General features: G+C 57.2%; 15 protein-coding genes. 9 read left to right on the top strand and 6 right to left on the bottom strand.

The features are described 5' to 3' along the window. Positions 1-135: 135 nt before the first annotated feature. The 4 genes from O9K67_RS05335 to mltB form a co-directional block, all read right to left on the bottom strand. A complete protein-coding gene (locus tag O9K67_RS05335) occupies positions 136-1,014 on the bottom strand; it encodes a metal ABC transporter substrate-binding protein (RefSeq protein ID WP_061493459.1) in 879 nt (292 codons plus the stop codon). A gap of 12 nt (positions 1,015-1,026) precedes the next feature. After that, on the bottom strand, positions 1,027-1,890 hold the full coding sequence (locus tag O9K67_RS05330; protein ID WP_061493458.1) for a metal ABC transporter permease: 864 nt from the start codon (positions 1,888-1,890) through the stop codon (positions 1,027-1,029). After that, entirely contained in the window at positions 1,887-2,561 is a 675-nt protein-coding gene (locus O9K67_RS05325) for a metal ABC transporter ATP-binding protein (protein ID WP_061493457.1), read from the bottom strand. The genes O9K67_RS05330 and O9K67_RS05325 overlap by 4 nt, the downstream gene beginning before the upstream one ends. Before the next feature lie 225 nt (positions 2,562-2,786). Further along, positions 2,787-3,872 carry a lytic murein transglycosylase B gene (gene mltB, locus O9K67_RS05320; protein ID WP_061493456.1) on the bottom strand — a complete coding sequence of 362 codons (1,086 nt, stop codon included), beginning with the start codon at positions 3,870-3,872 and terminating at the stop codon, positions 2,787-2,789. A gap of 273 nt (positions 3,873-4,145) precedes the next feature. Here mltB and srlA point away from each other — a divergent pair, with 273 nt between their 5' ends. The 7 genes from srlA to gutQ all read left to right on the top strand — a co-directional run bounded on the left by srlA (position 4,146) and on the right by gutQ (position 9,087). Continuing rightward, positions 4,146-4,706, top strand: a complete 561-nt coding sequence (gene srlA, locus O9K67_RS05315) for a PTS glucitol/sorbitol transporter subunit IIC (protein ID WP_061493455.1) — start codon at positions 4,146-4,148, stop codon at positions 4,704-4,706. Then, the gene (gene srlE, locus O9K67_RS05310) at positions 4,703-5,680 is read left to right on the top strand and encodes a PTS glucitol/sorbitol transporter subunit IIB (protein ID WP_061493454.1); all 978 of its coding nucleotides are present in this window, start codon (positions 4,703-4,705) and stop codon (positions 5,678-5,680) included. The genes srlA and srlE overlap by 4 nt, the downstream gene beginning before the upstream one ends. Before the next feature lie 10 nt (positions 5,681-5,690). Continuing rightward, complete coding sequence (gene srlB / locus O9K67_RS05305) at positions 5,691-6,053, top strand: PTS glucitol/sorbitol transporter subunit IIA (RefSeq protein ID WP_061493453.1); 363 nt, start codon at positions 5,691-5,693, stop codon at positions 6,051-6,053. 17 nt (positions 6,054-6,070) lie between these two features. Then, positions 6,071-6,850, top strand: a complete 780-nt coding sequence (gene srlD, locus O9K67_RS05300) for a sorbitol-6-phosphate dehydrogenase (protein WP_061493452.1) — start codon at positions 6,071-6,073, stop codon at positions 6,848-6,850. A 78-nt stretch (positions 6,851-6,928) separates the two neighbouring features. Then, positions 6,929-7,285, top strand: coding sequence for a transcriptional regulator GutM (gutM, locus tag O9K67_RS05295; RefSeq protein WP_061493451.1), 357 nt, complete (start codon positions 6,929-6,931; stop codon positions 7,283-7,285). A 70-nt stretch (positions 7,286-7,355) separates the two neighbouring features. Beyond that, positions 7,356-8,129 (top strand): glucitol operon DNA-binding transcriptional repressor SrlR, encoded by a 774-nt coding sequence (srlR, locus tag O9K67_RS05290; RefSeq protein WP_061493450.1) that lies wholly within the window; start codon positions 7,356-7,358, stop codon positions 8,127-8,129. Next, the gene (gutQ, locus tag O9K67_RS05285) at positions 8,122-9,087 is read left to right on the top strand and encodes an arabinose-5-phosphate isomerase GutQ (RefSeq protein ID WP_061493449.1); all 966 of its coding nucleotides are present in this window, start codon (positions 8,122-8,124) and stop codon (positions 9,085-9,087) included. The genes srlR and gutQ overlap by 8 nt, the downstream gene beginning before the upstream one ends. Here the strand turns inward: gutQ and norR are convergent. Then, entirely contained in the window at positions 9,084-10,598 is a 1,515-nt protein-coding gene (gene norR / locus O9K67_RS05280; RefSeq protein WP_061493448.1) for a nitric oxide reductase transcriptional regulator NorR, read from the bottom strand. The two genes, gutQ and norR, sit on opposite strands and share 4 nt — an antisense overlap. A 182-nt stretch (positions 10,599-10,780) precedes the next feature. Here norR and norV point away from each other — a divergent pair, with 182 nt between their 5' ends. Continuing rightward, on the top strand, positions 10,781-12,232 hold the full coding sequence (gene norV, locus O9K67_RS05275; protein WP_061493447.1) for an anaerobic nitric oxide reductase flavorubredoxin: 1,452 nt from the start codon (positions 10,781-10,783) through the stop codon (positions 12,230-12,232). Further along, complete coding sequence (gene norW, locus O9K67_RS05270; RefSeq protein ID WP_061493446.1) at positions 12,229-13,362, top strand: NADH:flavorubredoxin reductase NorW; 1,134 nt, start codon at positions 12,229-12,231, stop codon at positions 13,360-13,362. The genes norV and norW overlap by 4 nt, the downstream gene beginning before the upstream one ends. Here norW and hypF read toward each other — a convergent pair. Next, positions 13,307-15,580: a carbamoyltransferase HypF gene (gene hypF / locus O9K67_RS05265; protein WP_061493445.1), complete on the bottom strand. Its 2,274-nt coding sequence runs from the start codon at positions 15,578-15,580 to the stop codon at positions 13,307-13,309. The genes norW and hypF overlap by 56 nt on opposite strands. Positions 15,581-15,582: the final 2 nt, after the last annotated feature.

Below are 15,582 nucleotides of genomic sequence, written 5' to 3'. Positions count from 1 at the left end.
AAAGATGGGGATGGGTTAACGAATTTACGAGGAGGCTTCAGAAATATTTGCCTGATGCGGTTAGCGGCGCGCGCCTCCGGCAAACGTAACATGACTGGATGGCAACGTCCGGGCGCGCCATCCGGTCATGCGAGGTTATTTCATGCTATTCGCGATGGTATCAACATTATGACGGAATGCTTTCTGGTAGGTATCCGCCACACCCCCTTTGGCACTCAACGCTTCCGGGTAGAGTTCGCCGCCCGGTTGCGCGCCCGTAGCGCTGGCGATCTGTTTCACCAGGCGCGGATCCAGCTGATTTTCCATAAACCACACTTTTACACCATCGGCTTTGATCTGTTGGATCAATGACGCCACCTGCGCCGCGCTGGCCTCGCTTTCAGAAGAGAGCCCCTGCGGTGCCATAAATTCAACGTCATAAGCACGGGCAAAGTAGCCGAACGCGTCGTGACTGGTCAGTACTTTACGCTTCGCTTGCGGAATAGCGCTAAAACGCGCTTTTGCCCAGCTATCCAGTTGTTTCAACTCCGCGATATAGCGCTGACCTGATGCGTTGAATGCCGCTTCATCAGCCGGGTCGGCTTTCACCAGCGCAGCAAGAATATTTTGCGCATAGAGTGCGCCATTAGCCGCGCTGTTCCACGCATGCGGGTCGGTCACTGTTGCGCCATCTTCTTCCAGCGTATGGGTTGTAACCCCCGTGGACGCCACAACAAGCTGGCCTTTGAAGCCAGACGCTTTAACCAGCCTGTCCAGCCAGCCTTCCAGCCCGAGTCCGTTGACCACGACCACATCGGCTTTGTTAAGCAATGCGCTATCTTTCGCCGACGGTTCAAAAGTGTGTGGATCACCATCTGGCCCGACTAGCGTCGTCACCTTGACATGATCGCCTCCCACCTGCTGCGTGATATCGCCAAGAATCGAAAAGCTGGTCACCACATTGAGGGTTTTTGCCATTGCCCCCTGCGCGATTACGCTCAACACGAGCGCCAGTATCACCCCTGTACGTTTCATCATTTCCCCTTGCTAAGTTAACAGTGTGCGCAGGCTGTGAGCCAGCCCGCTGCGCGTACCGAATAAAATGGAAAAAAAGAAGATAAGGCTGGCCGTCAGCACAATCGACGGACCGGCAGGTAAGCCCGCGCTCCAGGACAAACTTAATCCCAACCAGGCACAGACCGCGCCGATAGCAGCCGCCAGCAATAACAATCCCGCTAAGGTACGCGCCCAGCAGCGAGCCGCCACAGCGGGTAGCATCATCACCCCAACCGCCATTAAGGTGCCCAGTACCTGAAATCCGGCTACCAGGTTCAGCACCAGCAACGCCAGAAATAGCCCGTGGAACATACCAGGCACTCGGGGCGCATTAACCTGCAAAAAGGCGCTATCGAAGGCCTCACTGACCAGGCCACGGTAACCCAACGCCAGCACCACCAGCGTCAGGCTGGCAACCCCGGCAACAAACAGCGCGGCATCGTTGTCCACTGCCAGAATTGAACCAAACAGCAGATGCAGCAGATCAACACTGGAGCCGCGCAACGACACCAGCGTCACGCCAAGTGCCAATGAACCAAGGTAGAAACCGGCGAAACTGGCATCCTCTTTCAGAGGCGTACGGCGGCTAACCCAACCTGCCACCAGCGCCACGACAATCCCGGCGATAAACCCGCCAATACTCATGGCCAGCAGCGACATGCCATTAAGCAGATACCCCACTGCAACACCCGGCAAAATCGCATGTGATAATGCATCCCCCATCAGGCTCATGCGCCGCAACAGCAGAAAAACACCCAGCGCCGTAGTGCTAACCGATAACGCCATGCACACCACCAGCGCGCGGCGCATAAAGCCAAATTCAATAAAAGGCTGAAAAAAGAGATGCCAGATCATGCGCTGCAGACCTCTGTTTGCAGCGGTGCGGTGTGTGTTGCACCCCACAGCGGTTGTTGCTCGCCAAGCCGCAAGGTTTGCGGGAAATAACGCGCGACACGCTCGCTGTCGTGGAGTACCGCCAGAATGGTTTGCCCACTGCAATGCATATCAACAATCTGCTCCATCAGTATCTGAGACGTCGCCTCATCAATGCCGGTAAAAGGCTCATCAAGCATCACCAACGGCGCGTTTTGCACCCAAACACGGGCAAACAACATGCGCTGAAACTGCCCGCCAGAGAGTGTATCGATCGTTTCCCGCGCCATTGCTGTTAGCCCGACACGCTCAAGCCCTTGCGCCACACGGCTGCGGGCTGCACGGTTCAGCCCGCGAAACAATGAAATACGCGGCCAGCAGCCCATGCTCACCACCTCCTGCACCGTCACCGGGAACTGTGATTCCAGCGCATGGCGCTGCGCCAACCAGCCAATGACAGGACGCCGCTCCGGCCAGCGCAGCACACCGCTGACCGGCGGTAAAAATCCCGCCAGGGTTTTCAGAAGTGTCGATTTACCACAGCCATTTGCGCCAACGATGGCAGTCATGCTGCCGCGCACTACCCGGCCGCACAGTGCCGGGGTAATCGCCTGCCTGTCATAGCCAGCCACCAGGTGGTCAAGTTCAATCATGGCAGCGCCACCGCCCAACAAGTCAGCAGCCAGAGCACCAGCAATAACACCGCCGCCAGCAGTAGCCGCGTCGTGGCGGAAAGGGAAAACAGGGTTACGGGAATCATTCACTCACCTCATATGTTATAACGTAACAATAATCGGAAGTGATAATGAAGTAAACGGGTAGGCGAAACGGGAATGCGTCGAAATGTTTCAGTCCCCTCCCACAGGAGGGGCGCTGAATTAGCGAACCCGTGCCAGCGCAACTGCCTGGCCGAGCTGCCAGACTGCCATTGCGTAGTGGGTGCTGTGGTTGTAACGGGTGATGGTGTAGAAGTTGGGTAAACCGTACCAGTACTCATAACCAGTACCCACATCCAGGCGCAGCAAGCTGGCCTGCTGATGTGTGCCCAGCGGCTGCTGCGGTGTTAACCCGGCAGATGCCAGTTGCCCGATGCTGTAGTTGGTTTTAAAGCCGTTTTCCAGCCCCGGAGCCTGACCGTTAGCCGGAACGGCGACCAGATCGCCTTTCACCCAGCCATGCTGTTTGAAGTAGTTGGCCACGCTGCCAATGGCATCCACCGGATCCCACAAGTTAATGTGCCCGTCACCATTAAAATCCACGGCAAACTGCTTGTAGGAGGATGGCATAAACTGGCCGTAGCCCATTGCGCCGGCAAAAGAGCCTTTCAACTCAAGCGGGTCATCGCTTTCGTCACGCGCCATCAACAAGAACGTTTCCAGCTCGCCGGCAAAGTAATCCGCACGGCGCGGATAGTCAAAAGCCAGTGTCGCCAGACCATCCAGAATACGGGTTTTGCCCATCACTCTGCCCCAGCGGGTTTCCACGCCAATAATGCCGACAATGACCTCTGGCGGAACGCCGTACACCATCCATGCGCGGTTCAGCGCATCTTCGTATTGATTCCAGAATGCCACGCCGTTTTGCACGTTATCCGGGGTAATAAACTGCTTGCGATAACGCAGCCAGGCACCATTTGGCCCACTCGGCCCAGCGGTGGTCGGCGCTTGCTTGTCCATCAGGCGCAAGACGTAATCCAGGCGTTTTGCCTGCGAGATAATTTCATGCAGTTGCTGGCGGTCAAAACCGTGCTTGCTCACCATCTGATCAATAAACCGCTCTGCCGCCGGGTTATTGGCAAAATCGCCCCCGGTCATCACAACATTGTGCTGCGGTGCCAGCAAAAACCCGCCGGACGGCGCAGGCGGCGATGCAGTCTGTGGGGTTTCGGCAAGGGGGGGTTTACTGCTACAGGCACAGAGCACGACAAACGCAGGCAGCAACGCTGCGTAACAACGCTTCAACATGGGACATCCATTTTAAACGAATTCAGCCAGGAGCAAGTATGGTAAAGCATCTGACCACCGACAAGGAAGCGCCATAACGCCTGCGCGCACGATCGCACTTCACTTTTCATCCTGCTATTGCGCATTCATTTAAAACCGTCCCTCCTCGCAATATCTTTCACAATGATCATTTTTTCTTTCATAACGAGATCTAAATAACACATTTCAACCTTTCATAATGATTATGATAGTGCACGGTTAAACAACAAAACGACACCCCTACAGGAGAGAACAATGGAAACCATTACGCATGGTGCCGAGTGGTTCATCGGGCTGTTTCAGAAAGGCGGAGAGGTCTTTACCGGCATGGTGACCGGTATTCTGCCGCTGCTGATAAGCCTGTTGGTGATCATGAACGCACTCATCAACTTTATTGGCCAACACCGTATCGAAAAATTTGCCCAACGCTGTGCGGGCAATCCGATTGCCCGTTATCTGCTTTTACCGTGTATTGGCACCTTTGTGTTTTGTAACCCGATGACGCTCAGTCTCGGGCGGTTTATGCCAGAGAAGTACAAACCCAGCTATTACGCCGCCGCATCGTATAGCTGCCACTCGATGAACGGGTTATTCCCGCATATCAACCCCGGCGAACTGTTTGTTTACCTTGGCATCGCCAACGGCCTGACCACGCTGGGCCTGCCGCTTGGTCCGCTGGCAGTGAGTTACCTGTTGGTGGGTCTGGTGACCAACTTCTTCCGTGGCTGGATAACGGACCTCACGACCGCTATTTTCGAGAAAAAAATGGGTATCCAACTTGAACAAAACGTCCAACTCGCTGGAGCTACATCATGAGTCGTATCGTTATTGAAAAAGGCGCTGGCGGCTGGGGCGGCCCGTTGCATCTCGATGCCAGCAGCGACAAGAAAATCGTCTATATCACCGCAGGCACACGCCCTGCCATTGTTGACAAACTGGCGCAACTGACTGGCTGGCAAGCAGTGGACGGCTTTAAAGAGGGCGAGCCACCGGAATCTGAGATCGGTGTTGCGGTGATTGACTGTGGCGGAACGCTGCGCTGCGGTATCTATCCGAAACGCCGTATCCCGACCGTCAATATTCACGCAACCGGCAAATCGGGTCCGCTGGCGCAGTACATCATGGAAGATATCTATGTCTCTGGCGTGAAAGAGGAAAATATCTTCCTACAGGGAGAAGCCGACAGCACAACGCCATCGCGGCAGCCGCAACAGCCGCGGCAACGTGACTATGACACCAGTAAAAAGATCACCGAGCAGAGCGACGGTTTGCTGGCCAAAGTAGGGATGGGCATGGGTTCAGCGGTCGCCGTTCTGTTTCAGGCCGGGCGCGACACCATTGATACCGTACTGAAAACTATCCTGCCGTTTATGGCCTTCGTCTCGGCGCTGATCGGCATCATTATGGCGTCCGGTCTGGGCGACTGGATCGCCCACGGTCTCGCGCCGCTCGCCAGCCATCCACTCGGCCTGGTAACACTGGCGCTCATCTGTTCTTTCCCGCTGCTATCGCCGTTCCTCGGCCCAGGGGCCGTTATCGCACAGGTCATTGGCGTGCTTATCGGTGTACAAATCGGCCAGGGAAACATTCCGCCGCATCTCGCCCTGCCCGCGCTGTTCGCCATTAACGCACAGGCCGCTTGCGACTTTATCCCGGTAGGCCTGTCGCTGGCAGAAGCTCGCCAGGACACCGTCCGTGTCGGCGTTCCTTCCGTACTGGTTAGTCGCTTTTTAACCGGTGCGCCCACGGTGCTGATTGCCTGGTTCGTATCGGGTTTCATTTATCAATAAGAGGTGTGCCATGAAGGTGATTTACCAGACCACCATTACCCATATCGGCGACTGCGCAGCCGACGCGCTCAGCGACAACATGCTGATTACCTTTCGTGAAGGTGCGCCTGCGGATGTGGCGGAGTTCTGCTTTATTCACAACCACGGCGAGTTGTCTGGCGTGCTGCGTCCGGGCGCGGAATTCATGCTGGGCGAGCAGCATTATCCGGTCACGGCGGTTGGCGATGTGGCGGAGCAGAATCTGCGTGAGCTGGGCCATATCACCCTGCGTTTCGATGGACAGACGCAGGCCGAATACCCCGGAACGGTGCATGTTGATGGCGTAACGCCGCACGATATCGCCCCCGGTTGCATTTTGAAATTTGTCGCTTAAGTCGTAAGGAGAACTATATGAAACAGGTTGCCGTTGTCATTGGCGGGGGACAAACCCTTGGGGCGTTCCTCTGCCGTGGGCTTGCCGCAGAAGGGTACCGCGTCGCGGTCGTGGATATTCAGAGTGATAAAGCGGCCAATGTCGCCCAGGAGATCAACAGCGAGTTTGGTGAAGGCATGGCCTACGGATTTGGCGCCGACGCCACCAGCGAACAGAGCGTACTGGCGCTGGCACGCGGTGTGGATGAGATCTTTGGTCGTGTGGATCTGCTGGTCTACAGCGCCGGTATCGCCAAGGCGGCATTTATCAGCGACTTCTCGCTGGGCGATTTCGACCGTTCATTACAGGTGAATCTGGTGGGCTACTTCCTGTGCGCCCGCGAGTTCGCCAGACTGATGATCCGCGATGGCATCCAGGGCCGCATTATCCAGATCAACTCAAAATCTGGCAAAGTGGGCAGCAAACACAACTCTGGCTATAGCGCGGCAAAATTCGGCGGCGTCGGGCTAACGCAATCACTGGCGCTGGATCTGGCAGAGTACGGGATTACTGTGCACGCGCTGATGCTGGGCAACCTGTTGAAATCTCCTATGTTCCAGTCACTTATTCCACAGTACGCCAGCAAACTCGGCATTCCTGCCGAGGAGGTGGAGCAGTTCTATGTGGATAAAGTGCCGTTGAAACGCGGTTGCGACTATCAGGATGTGCTGAATGTGCTGATGTTTTACGCCAGCGCCAAAGCCTCTTACTGCACCGGCCAATCGATTAACGTTACCGGCGGGCAGGTGATGTTCTGATGATTACCCTTATCCGGCCTGATTACAGGCCGGATAAGGCATTAACCGCCCTCTGGCACCGATATAAAGGAGAACATGATGGTTTCAGCCCTGATCACCCTGGCCGTTATTGCCTGGTTAAGCCAGCTTGCCCTTGGCGGCTGGCAAATTCGTCAGTTCAATCACGCGTTCGACGCACTGTGCCAGCGCGGGCGGGTCGGCGTTGGCCGTTCGGGCGGGCGCTTTAAACCCCGTGTGGTACTGGCCGTGGCCTTTGATAAACAGGACCGCGTCAGCGACACACTGTTGATGCGCGGCATCACCGTATTCGCGCGTCCGGCGAAAATCGACCGTTTAATTGGCTTAAAACGCGAGGAATTAGAGCCTGATGTGATCTTTCCCCATGATCCTGGCTGTCAGAATGCTCTATTATTAGCGCTTAAAATGAAACATTGATAATTTCGTTGTGAACGCTATTAGCTTGCGAAATTATCATTTCGCAACGTAACGCAGGAAATCAGCGCCAATGAAACCACGTCAGCGTCAGGCGGCTATTCTTGAGCATCTGCAAAAGCAGGGAAAGTGTTCTGTTGAAGAGCTGGCATACCACTTCGACACCACAGGGACGACCATTCGTAAGGATTTAGTTGCGCTGGAGCATTCCGGTGCCGTGATCCGCACCTATGGCGGTGTGGTGCTTAATAAAGACGAAGCCGATCCCCCTATCGATCACAAAACGCTGATCAACACCGTACAGAAGGGGCTGATTGCCGAAACGGCCGTCACCTACATCCACGATGGCGATTCCATCATTCTTGACGCGGGCAGTACCGTGCTGCAAATGGTGCCGCTGCTCAGCCACTTCAACAACATCACCGTCATGACCAACAGCCTGCACATTGTAAACGCGCTGTCAGAGCTGGATAACGAACAAACCATCCTCATGCCTGGCGGTACCTTCCGCAAAAAATCCGCCTCATTCCACGGTCAACTGGCGGAAAACGCCTTTGAGCATTTCAGTTTCGACAAACTGTTTATGGGCACGGACGGTATTGATTTGAATGCCGGCGTCACCACCTTCAATGAGGTCTTCACCGTCAGCAAAGCCATGTGCAACGCTGCCCGCGAGGTGATCCTGATGGCGGACTCCTCTAAATTCGGCCGCAAAAGCCCCAACGTTGTCTGTAGCCTGGAGAGCGTCGATAAACTGATTACCGACGCCGGGATCCCGGCAGACGTCCGCACCGCACTGGAAGAGAAAGGGGTCGAAGTGATCATTGCCGGAGAACAGCATGAGTGAGTCATTGATTAACGCGGGTCGTCAAACCCTGCTGCTGGAGTTGCAGGAAGCCAGCCGACTGCCAGAAAGGCTGGGCGAGGATTTTGTCCGCGCTGCGGAAACGGTGCTGAACTGCAACGGCAAAGTGATCGTTTCCGGCATCGGCAAGTCCGGGCACATTGGTAAAAAAATTGCCGCCACGCTTGCCAGCACCGGCACGCCTGCTTTTTTCGTGCACCCGGCAGAAGCGCTGCACGGTGATCTCGGCATGGTTGAAAGCCGTGACATTATGCTGTTCATCTCCTATTCCGGCTCGGCAAAAGAGCTGGAGCTGATCCTGCCACGTCTGGAAGAAAAATCCGTCGCGCTGCTGGCAATGACCGGCAAACCCCGCTCGCCGCTGGCGCTGGCCGCCGATGCCGTGCTGGATATTTCCGTTGAGCGCGAAGCCTGCCCGATGCACCTGGCCCCTACCTCCAGCACCGTCACCACCCTGATGATGGGGGACGCACTGGCGATGGCGGTCATGCAGGCGCGAGGTTTTGATGAAGAAGACTTTGCCCGTTCGCATCCCGCTGGCGCGCTTGGCGCCCGCCTGCTGAACAAAGTGCATCATTTAATGCGCAAAGATGAACAGGTGCCGCACGTACAGATGACCACCAGCGTGATGGAGGCAATGCTGGAACTGAGCCGCACCGGTTTAGGCCTGGTTGCGGTATGCGATGCACAACGCCGGGTGCAGGGGGTCTTTACCGACGGCGATCTACGTCGCTGGCTGGTGGCGGGTGGCGCGCTGAGCACCGGGGTCAGCAAAGCGATGACCTACGGCGGTATTACGCTTGCCGCAGACAGCCGGGCAGTTGATGCCAAAGAGCGCCTGATGCAGCGCAAAATCGCCGCCGCGCCGGTGGTGGATGATACCGGTGTGCTGGTGGGAGCTATCAACCTGCAGGACTTCTACCAGGCCGGCATTCTCTAATTTTTCAGACCCAGGCGTTTCGCCAGCCGATGCAGGTTGGCGACGTCCATCTCCAGCCCACGCGCGCTGGCTGCCCAGTTGCCGCCATGCTCCTCCAGCGCGCGGGCGATCAATGCACGCTGGAAATCATCGGTCGCATCACGCAAATTCTGCCCAACCGGCAATGACTCCGGCAGAAGTTCCGGCTGTACAGGTTCATCACTGAGCGCGAAATGACGGGCTTCCAGCACCACTTCCGCCTGGTTTTGCGTCCCGCGCGCCAGCACAATCGCCCGGTGAATCGCATGTTCCAGTTCGCGCACATTCCCCGGCCAGCGATAGCTCAACAAATGATGCCGTGCGCCAGGGCTTAGCACCACGCGCCCGAGCCCAAGCCGCAGGCGGCACTGCTCGCAAAAATACCCCGCCAGCAGGACCACATCCTCACCGCGCTCGCGCAACGGCGGCACAGAGAGCGGAAAAACGCTCAGCCGATGGAACAGATCGGCGCGGAAACGCCCGGCCAGCACCTCTTCCCGCAGATCGCGGTTAGTCGCCGCCAGTACCCGCACATCCACGCGCAAACTGCGATCGTCGCCAACCCGCTGAATATCGCCATACTGCAACACACGCAGCAGTTTGGCCTGCAACGACAACGACAGCTCGCCAATCTCATCAAGAAACAGCGTACCGTTATCCGCCATCTCAAATTTACCGCTACGGTTGCTGATAGCCCCGGTAAACGCCCCTTTCACATGCCCAAACAGCTCACTTTCCGCCACGCTTTCCGGCAAGGCAGCACAGTTCAGATAGATCAACGGACTGGCGGCACGCGGCGAGCCTTCGTGAATGGCTTTCGCCACCAGCTCTTTACCGGTGCCGGTTTCACCGCTGATCAGTACATTGAGATCGGAGGCCGCCACGATATCGATCTCTTTTTTTAACTGCATGATCCCCGCCGACAGCCCGATCATCTCGCTGTTAGCCGCCTGCTCGAAAGTGGCTGGCGCGCCCGGCAGCATATTCTGGCTCTCCAGTTGCTCAATCAACAGCGCATTGTTCAGCGCCCCGGCCGCCAGCGCCGCAATCAGCCGCAACTCTTCATCACTGAACGTGTCGAACTGATCCGGTGCCATACCATCCAGCGTCAGCGCACCAATCAGGTTCTGTCCGGCAAATAACGGCAGGCCCACGCAGGCATGTACCTTCAGACTCTCCTGACCGGGGATCAGCCCATCGTAAGGATCAGGCAAATCACTGTCCGCCGGGAATCGCACCACGTCTCCGGCGCGGGCAATGGCCTCCAGCCGCGGATGCCCTTCCAGCGTAAAACGCCGCCCCAGTACATCCTGCGCCAGCCCGTCAATAGCAAGCGGGATAAACTGTCGCGCCTGGTAACGCAACAATGCTGACGCATCACACTCCAGCACCTGCCGCAGGGTGGTGATTAGCCGCTGGAAACGATCCGCGTGACCAATACCGCTTTGCAGCTCAATGGCGATCCCCGCCAGTACATTCAGTGAAAAACTCATGCTAACCTCACTGTCTTTTTGACAATGCATAGTGTCATATTGACCATTTTTATCATAGTCATTATGACCATCATTTTTTAGCAATAAAAATAAAAAATATAAAAATCAATGATATAAAAAGTGGCACGTTAATTGATATATGTCCTGCATCGCTTTCAAGAAAACAGTACAGGACATTTGATATGGCTATTCATGTAAAGAACAACATTCACTGGGTCGGGCAACGTGACTGGGAAGTGCGCGATTTTCACGGTACGGAATACAAAACACTGCGCGGCAGCAGCTACAACAGTTATCTCATCCGCGAAGGCAAAAACGTACTGATTGATACCGTCGATCATAAGTTCAGCCGGGAGTTTGTGCAGAACCTGCGCAGTGAAATCGATCTGCAGAAGATCGATTACATCGTCATTAACCACGCGGAAGAAGATCATGCGGGTGCGCTGACAGAACTGATGTCCTACATCCCGGATACACCGATTTACTGCACTGGCAACGCCATCGACTCCATTAACGGCCACCACCACCACCCGGAGTGGAATTTCAATGTGGTGAAAACGGGCGACTCGCTGGATATCGGTAACGGCAAACAGCTTATCTTCGTTGAAACGCCCATGCTGCACTGGCCAGACAGCATGATGACCTACATGACTGGCGACGCAGTGCTGTTCAGTAATGACGCGTTTGGTCAGCATTACTGCGACGAACGTCTGTTCAACGATGAAGTGGATCAAACAGAACTGTTTGAACAATGCCAGCGTTACTACGCCAATATCCTCACGCCATTCAGCCGTCTGGTAACGCCGAAAATTACTGAAATCCTCGGTTTCAACCTGCCGGTGGACATGATCGCCACCTCGCATGGCGTGGTGTGGCGCGATAACCCGACGCAAATTGTCGAGCTGTATCTGAAATGGGCGGCGGACTATCAGGAAGATCGCATAACGATTTTCTACGACACCATGTCCAACAACACCCGCATGATGGCAGATGCGATTGCCCAGGGGATTAACGAAGTCGATCCGCGTGTCGCCGTGAAAATTTTCAACGTTGCTCGCAGCGATAAAAACGACATTCTGACCAACGTTTTCCGTTCCAAAGGCGTGCTGGTTGGCACCTCGACCATGAACAACGTGATGATGCCGAAAATTGCCGGACTGGTGGAAGAGATAACCGGCCTGCGTTTTCGCAATAAACGCGCCAGCGCCTTTGGCTCCCATGGCTGGAGTGGTGGTGCGGTAGACCGTCTCTCCACCCGTTTGCAGGACGCCGGTTTTGAAATGTCCGTCAGCCTGAAAGCAAAATGGCGACCGGATCTGGACGCACTGGAAGTGTGCCGCCAGCATGGTCGCGATATTGCCCGCCAGTGGGCGCTGTCGCCGCTGCCGGAAGCCGTGAATCCGCCGCCCGCCAGCGCACAACAGGCCTGTGCTTGCGCCGCCGCAGCGGCTGCCGAACTCGGCCCACGCATGCAGTGCAGCGTCTGTCAGTGGATCTACGATCCGCAACAAGGCGAACCGCTACAGGATGTTGCGCCGGGTACGCCGTGGCGCGATGTGCCGGACATGTTCCTCTGCCCGGAATGTTCATTAGGTAAAGAGGTATTTGACGAACTGGCATCGGAGGCAAAATGAGCGCAGGTATTGTCATTATCGGTTCGGGCTTTGCTGCCCGGACGCTGGTGAAAAACATCCGTAAACTGGACAGCGCCGTCCCGCTAACGCTCATTGCCGCCGATGGGATGGAGGAGTACAACAAACCGGATCTTAGCCATGTCATCAGTCTCGCCCAGCGCGCCGACGATCTCACCCGCCAGTCGGCGGGGGAGTTTGCCGAACAGTACCATTTACGTATGTTCCCGCAAACTCGCGTGAGTGCCATTGATGCACAGGCGCAAGTGGTGAAAAGCGCGGATAAACAGTGGCAATACGACAAGCTGGTGCTGGCGACCGGGGCGGCGGCATTCGTGCCCCCGCTGCCGGGTAGCGACATGATGCTGACCCTGAACAGCCAGCAGGAGTACCGCGACGGTGAAACATCATTGCGCGATGCAAAGCGCGTATTAATCGTTGGCGCAGGGCTGATTGGCTGCGAACTGGCGATGGATTTTCAACGCGCGGGGAAAAGCGTCACCGTGCTGGATAACGCCAGCAGCATTCTCCCGTCTCTGATGCCGCCGGAAGTCAGCGGACGTTTGCAACACTGCCTGACCGCCATGGGCGTACGCCTGCTGTTGAAATCCCGCTTATTGTCCCTTGAACAGAGCGGTGGCGGCGTACGCGCGCAGCTTGATGACGATCGCTATCTGGAGGTCGATGTAGTCGTTGCCGCCACCGGCCTGTCGCCGCACACCGCGCTGGCACGCTCGGCGGGCATCGCGACAGGCCGTGGCATCGTGGTAGACGGTGCACTGCAAACCAGCGATCCGCATATTTACGCCCTCGGGGATTGCGCAGAGATCAATGGCCGGGTACTGCCGTTCCTGCAACCGATCCAGCTCAGCGCCATGACGCTGGCGAAAAACCTCACCGGCAGCAGCACACAGCTGGTGCTACCGCCCATGCTGGTGAAAGTGAAAACGCCGATGATGCCCCTGCATCTGGCCGGGGAAACGGCGCGGGGCGATCTGCGCTGGCATATCACCACCGAAGCCGACGGCATGGTGGCAAAAGGGCTGGATGCCGGTGATAAACTGCGCGCCTTTGTGGTCAGCGAAGATCGGATGAAAGAAGCGTTCGCGTTGCTGAAGGCGCTGTCCGCGTAAGGCGGGCCGCCGCCACCAGCCCCTGGCCGAAGGCAATCGCCCCATCCCCCGCAGGCAACTGATGCGGAAACAGCAAGGTGAATTGCGGCAAATAAACCCGTAAGCGGTTTTTCAGCAGGCGGTTATGCAGTACACCGCCGCTGAAAACCAGCGTCTCTATACCGTGCGACACCGCATGCAGGCGCGCCAATGCGGCGATACCATGCGCCAGCGCATCATGAAATGCCCACGCCCGTGCCGCCGGGCTGGCTTTCCAGTTCAGCCATTGCCGCCAGAACACAGCCAGATCAAGCTGCCGCCCACGCAACGGTAACGTCACCGGATGCGTGACTGCACCACTGCTTGCAGCCAGCGCTTCCAACTGACAGGCCGCCTCCCCTTCATAGCTCAGATGCAGCGGCGCACAGCCCAAGGCACAGGCCACTGCATCGAACAGCCGCCCGCAGGAGGACGCCAGCGGCGCATTAATGCCGCGCTCAATTGCCCGCGCCAGCAGCGGCCAGTTCTGCCGCTCCAGCACGGCGCATTCCGGGTAGTGCTGCCAGTCCGGAACAAATGCCAGCATCTGTGCCAGCAGGTTTCGCCACGGCTGTTGCGCCGCCAGATCGCCGCCCGGCAGCGCCACGGCGGGTAAGCCGCCCAGGTGCTCGCATTCGCGATAATTCACCCGCAGGCATTCACCGCCCCACAGCGCACCGCCCGCGCCCATGCCAATACCGTCCAGCGTCACCGCTATCACATCCCCCCCTTCCAGCGGCCAGCCGTGTTCCGCCAGACAGGCGGCTGCATGCGCGTGGTGATGTAAAACGGTCTGTACCGGTAAATCGTAACTCTCAGCCCACTGACTGGTGCGGTAACCTGGGTGCGCATCCACCACCACTTGCCGTGGGGTAAAGTCATAGATAGCCTGCATCAGGCGCAGCGCGCTACGCCACTGCGCTTCCACGCCTTCATCCGTCAGGTCGCCAAAATGTTGCCCAGGCACAGCGCTGTTGCCACGCAACAGGCAGAAGGTGTTTTTCATGTCCGCGCCAAGACACAGCAGCGGCGGAATGGCGTCAAACCCGTCCGGCAACGGTATGGCGTCCGGCACATAGCCGCGGGAACGGCGCAGCATTTCGCCATTCGCCCGCATCACCGAATCATCCATCCGCTGCACAATATCGCGGTTATGCAGTAAAAAGCCGTCGGCGATCTCCGCCAGATCGTCCAGCGCCTGCGCATTGGTTATCGCCGGAGGTCTGCCGCTGAGATTACCGGAAGTCATCACCAGCGGGCGCTGTAACGCCTGCGCCAGCAAATGTTGCAGTGGGTTGGCGGGTAACATCACCCCGACTTCATCAAGGCCGGGCGCAATCGCCTCGCATAACCCGCTGACGCCAGCTTTATCCACCAGCACAATCGGCGCAGCGGGTGTGGAGAGTAACGTCACGGCTTGCGCCGTTAAACCACGTGTGCCCGGCAACATGACCGCCAGCGGTTTTGCCGGACGGTGCTTGCGCGCACGCAGTAACTGCACCGCCGCCAGGTTAGTGGCATCACAAGCCAGATGAAACCCGCCCACGCCTTTCACCGCCACAATACCGCCGCTGTGCAGGAGGGCCACTGCCGCCTGCAACGCCGCCTCGCCTTCAGCCTGCTGCGCGCCGCTGCACCACTCAAGCTGCGGGCCGCAATCCGGGCAGGCGACCGGCTGGGCGTGAAAGCGCCTGTCCAACGGGTTGCGGTACTCCGACTCACAGGCCGGGCACAGGGGAAACGCCGACATCACCGTAAAGGGACGGTCGTAAGGCATGGCGTGAATAATGGTGAAACGTGGACCACAGTGGGTACAGTTGATAAACGGATAACGGAAGCGCCGCTCAGCGGGATCGTTCATTTCCGCCAGACAGGCGGGGCAGGTTGCCGCATCCGGCACAATCTGCGTGTTCATGGCCCCCCCGGCACTGTGGCGGATGGTGAAATCATTCGGCAGGGGTTGCCAGAGATATGCCGTGCTAATCACACGATCAATACGTGCCAGCGGCGGGCATTGTTGCTGCAACAGGGTGAGAAATTGGTCCGCATCACCAAGCAGACGAACCTCCACACCCTGCGCATCATTACAGACATCGCCTTTCAGCCCGAGCTGCTGCGCCAGTTGCCAGACAAAGGGGCGAAAACCCACCCCCTGAACTTTTCCGTAAACGCGTAAGCAGACACCGTTGCTGTTGGTCATGT

The organism is Kosakonia oryzendophytica (assembly GCF_027886705.1).
GTDB classification, from domain to species: domain Bacteria; phylum Pseudomonadota; class Gammaproteobacteria; order Enterobacterales; family Enterobacteriaceae; genus Kosakonia; species Kosakonia oryzendophytica.
This window is presented reverse-complemented; position numbering and strand designations above follow the sequence as displayed.

What these genes read in the sequence shown, in the direction of transcription:
- norV (WP_061493447.1), top strand. Translation starts at nt 10,781, where the DNA reads ATGGCTATTCATGTAAAGAACAACATTCACTGGGTCGGGCAACGTGAC.
- srlA (WP_061493455.1), top strand. Translation starts at nt 4,146, where the DNA reads ATGGAAACCATTACGCATGGTGCCGAGTGGTTCATCGGGCTGTTTCAG.
- mltB (WP_061493456.1), bottom strand. Translation starts at nt 3,872, where the DNA reads ATGTTGAAGCGTTGTTACGCAGCGTTGCTGCCTGCGTTTGTCGTGCTC.
- gutM (WP_061493451.1), top strand. Translation starts at nt 6,929, where the DNA reads ATGGTTTCAGCCCTGATCACCCTGGCCGTTATTGCCTGGTTAAGCCAG.
- norW (WP_061493446.1), top strand. Translation starts at nt 12,229, where the DNA reads ATGAGCGCAGGTATTGTCATTATCGGTTCGGGCTTTGCTGCCCGGACG.
- srlB (WP_061493453.1), top strand. Translation starts at nt 5,691, where the DNA reads ATGAAGGTGATTTACCAGACCACCATTACCCATATCGGCGACTGCGCA.
- O9K67_RS05330 (WP_061493458.1), bottom strand. Translation starts at nt 1,890, where the DNA reads ATGATCTGGCATCTCTTTTTTCAGCCTTTTATTGAATTTGGCTTTATG.
- norR (WP_061493448.1), bottom strand. Translation starts at nt 10,598, where the DNA reads ATGAGTTTTTCACTGAATGTACTGGCGGGGATCGCCATTGAGCTGCAA.
- srlD (WP_061493452.1), top strand. Translation starts at nt 6,071, where the DNA reads ATGAAACAGGTTGCCGTTGTCATTGGCGGGGGACAAACCCTTGGGGCG.
- gutQ (WP_061493449.1), top strand. Translation starts at nt 8,122, where the DNA reads ATGAGTGAGTCATTGATTAACGCGGGTCGTCAAACCCTGCTGCTGGAG.
- srlR (WP_061493450.1), top strand. Translation starts at nt 7,356, where the DNA reads ATGAAACCACGTCAGCGTCAGGCGGCTATTCTTGAGCATCTGCAAAAG.
- O9K67_RS05325 (WP_061493457.1), bottom strand. Translation starts at nt 2,561, where the DNA reads ATGATTGAACTTGACCACCTGGTGGCTGGCTATGACAGGCAGGCGATT.
- O9K67_RS05335 (WP_061493459.1), bottom strand. Translation starts at nt 1,014, where the DNA reads ATGAAACGTACAGGGGTGATACTGGCGCTCGTGTTGAGCGTAATCGCG.
- hypF (WP_061493445.1), bottom strand. Translation starts at nt 15,580, where the DNA reads ATGACCAACAGCAACGGTGTCTGCTTACGCGTTTACGGAAAAGTTCAG.
- srlE (WP_061493454.1), top strand. Translation starts at nt 4,703, where the DNA reads ATGAGTCGTATCGTTATTGAAAAAGGCGCTGGCGGCTGGGGCGGCCCG.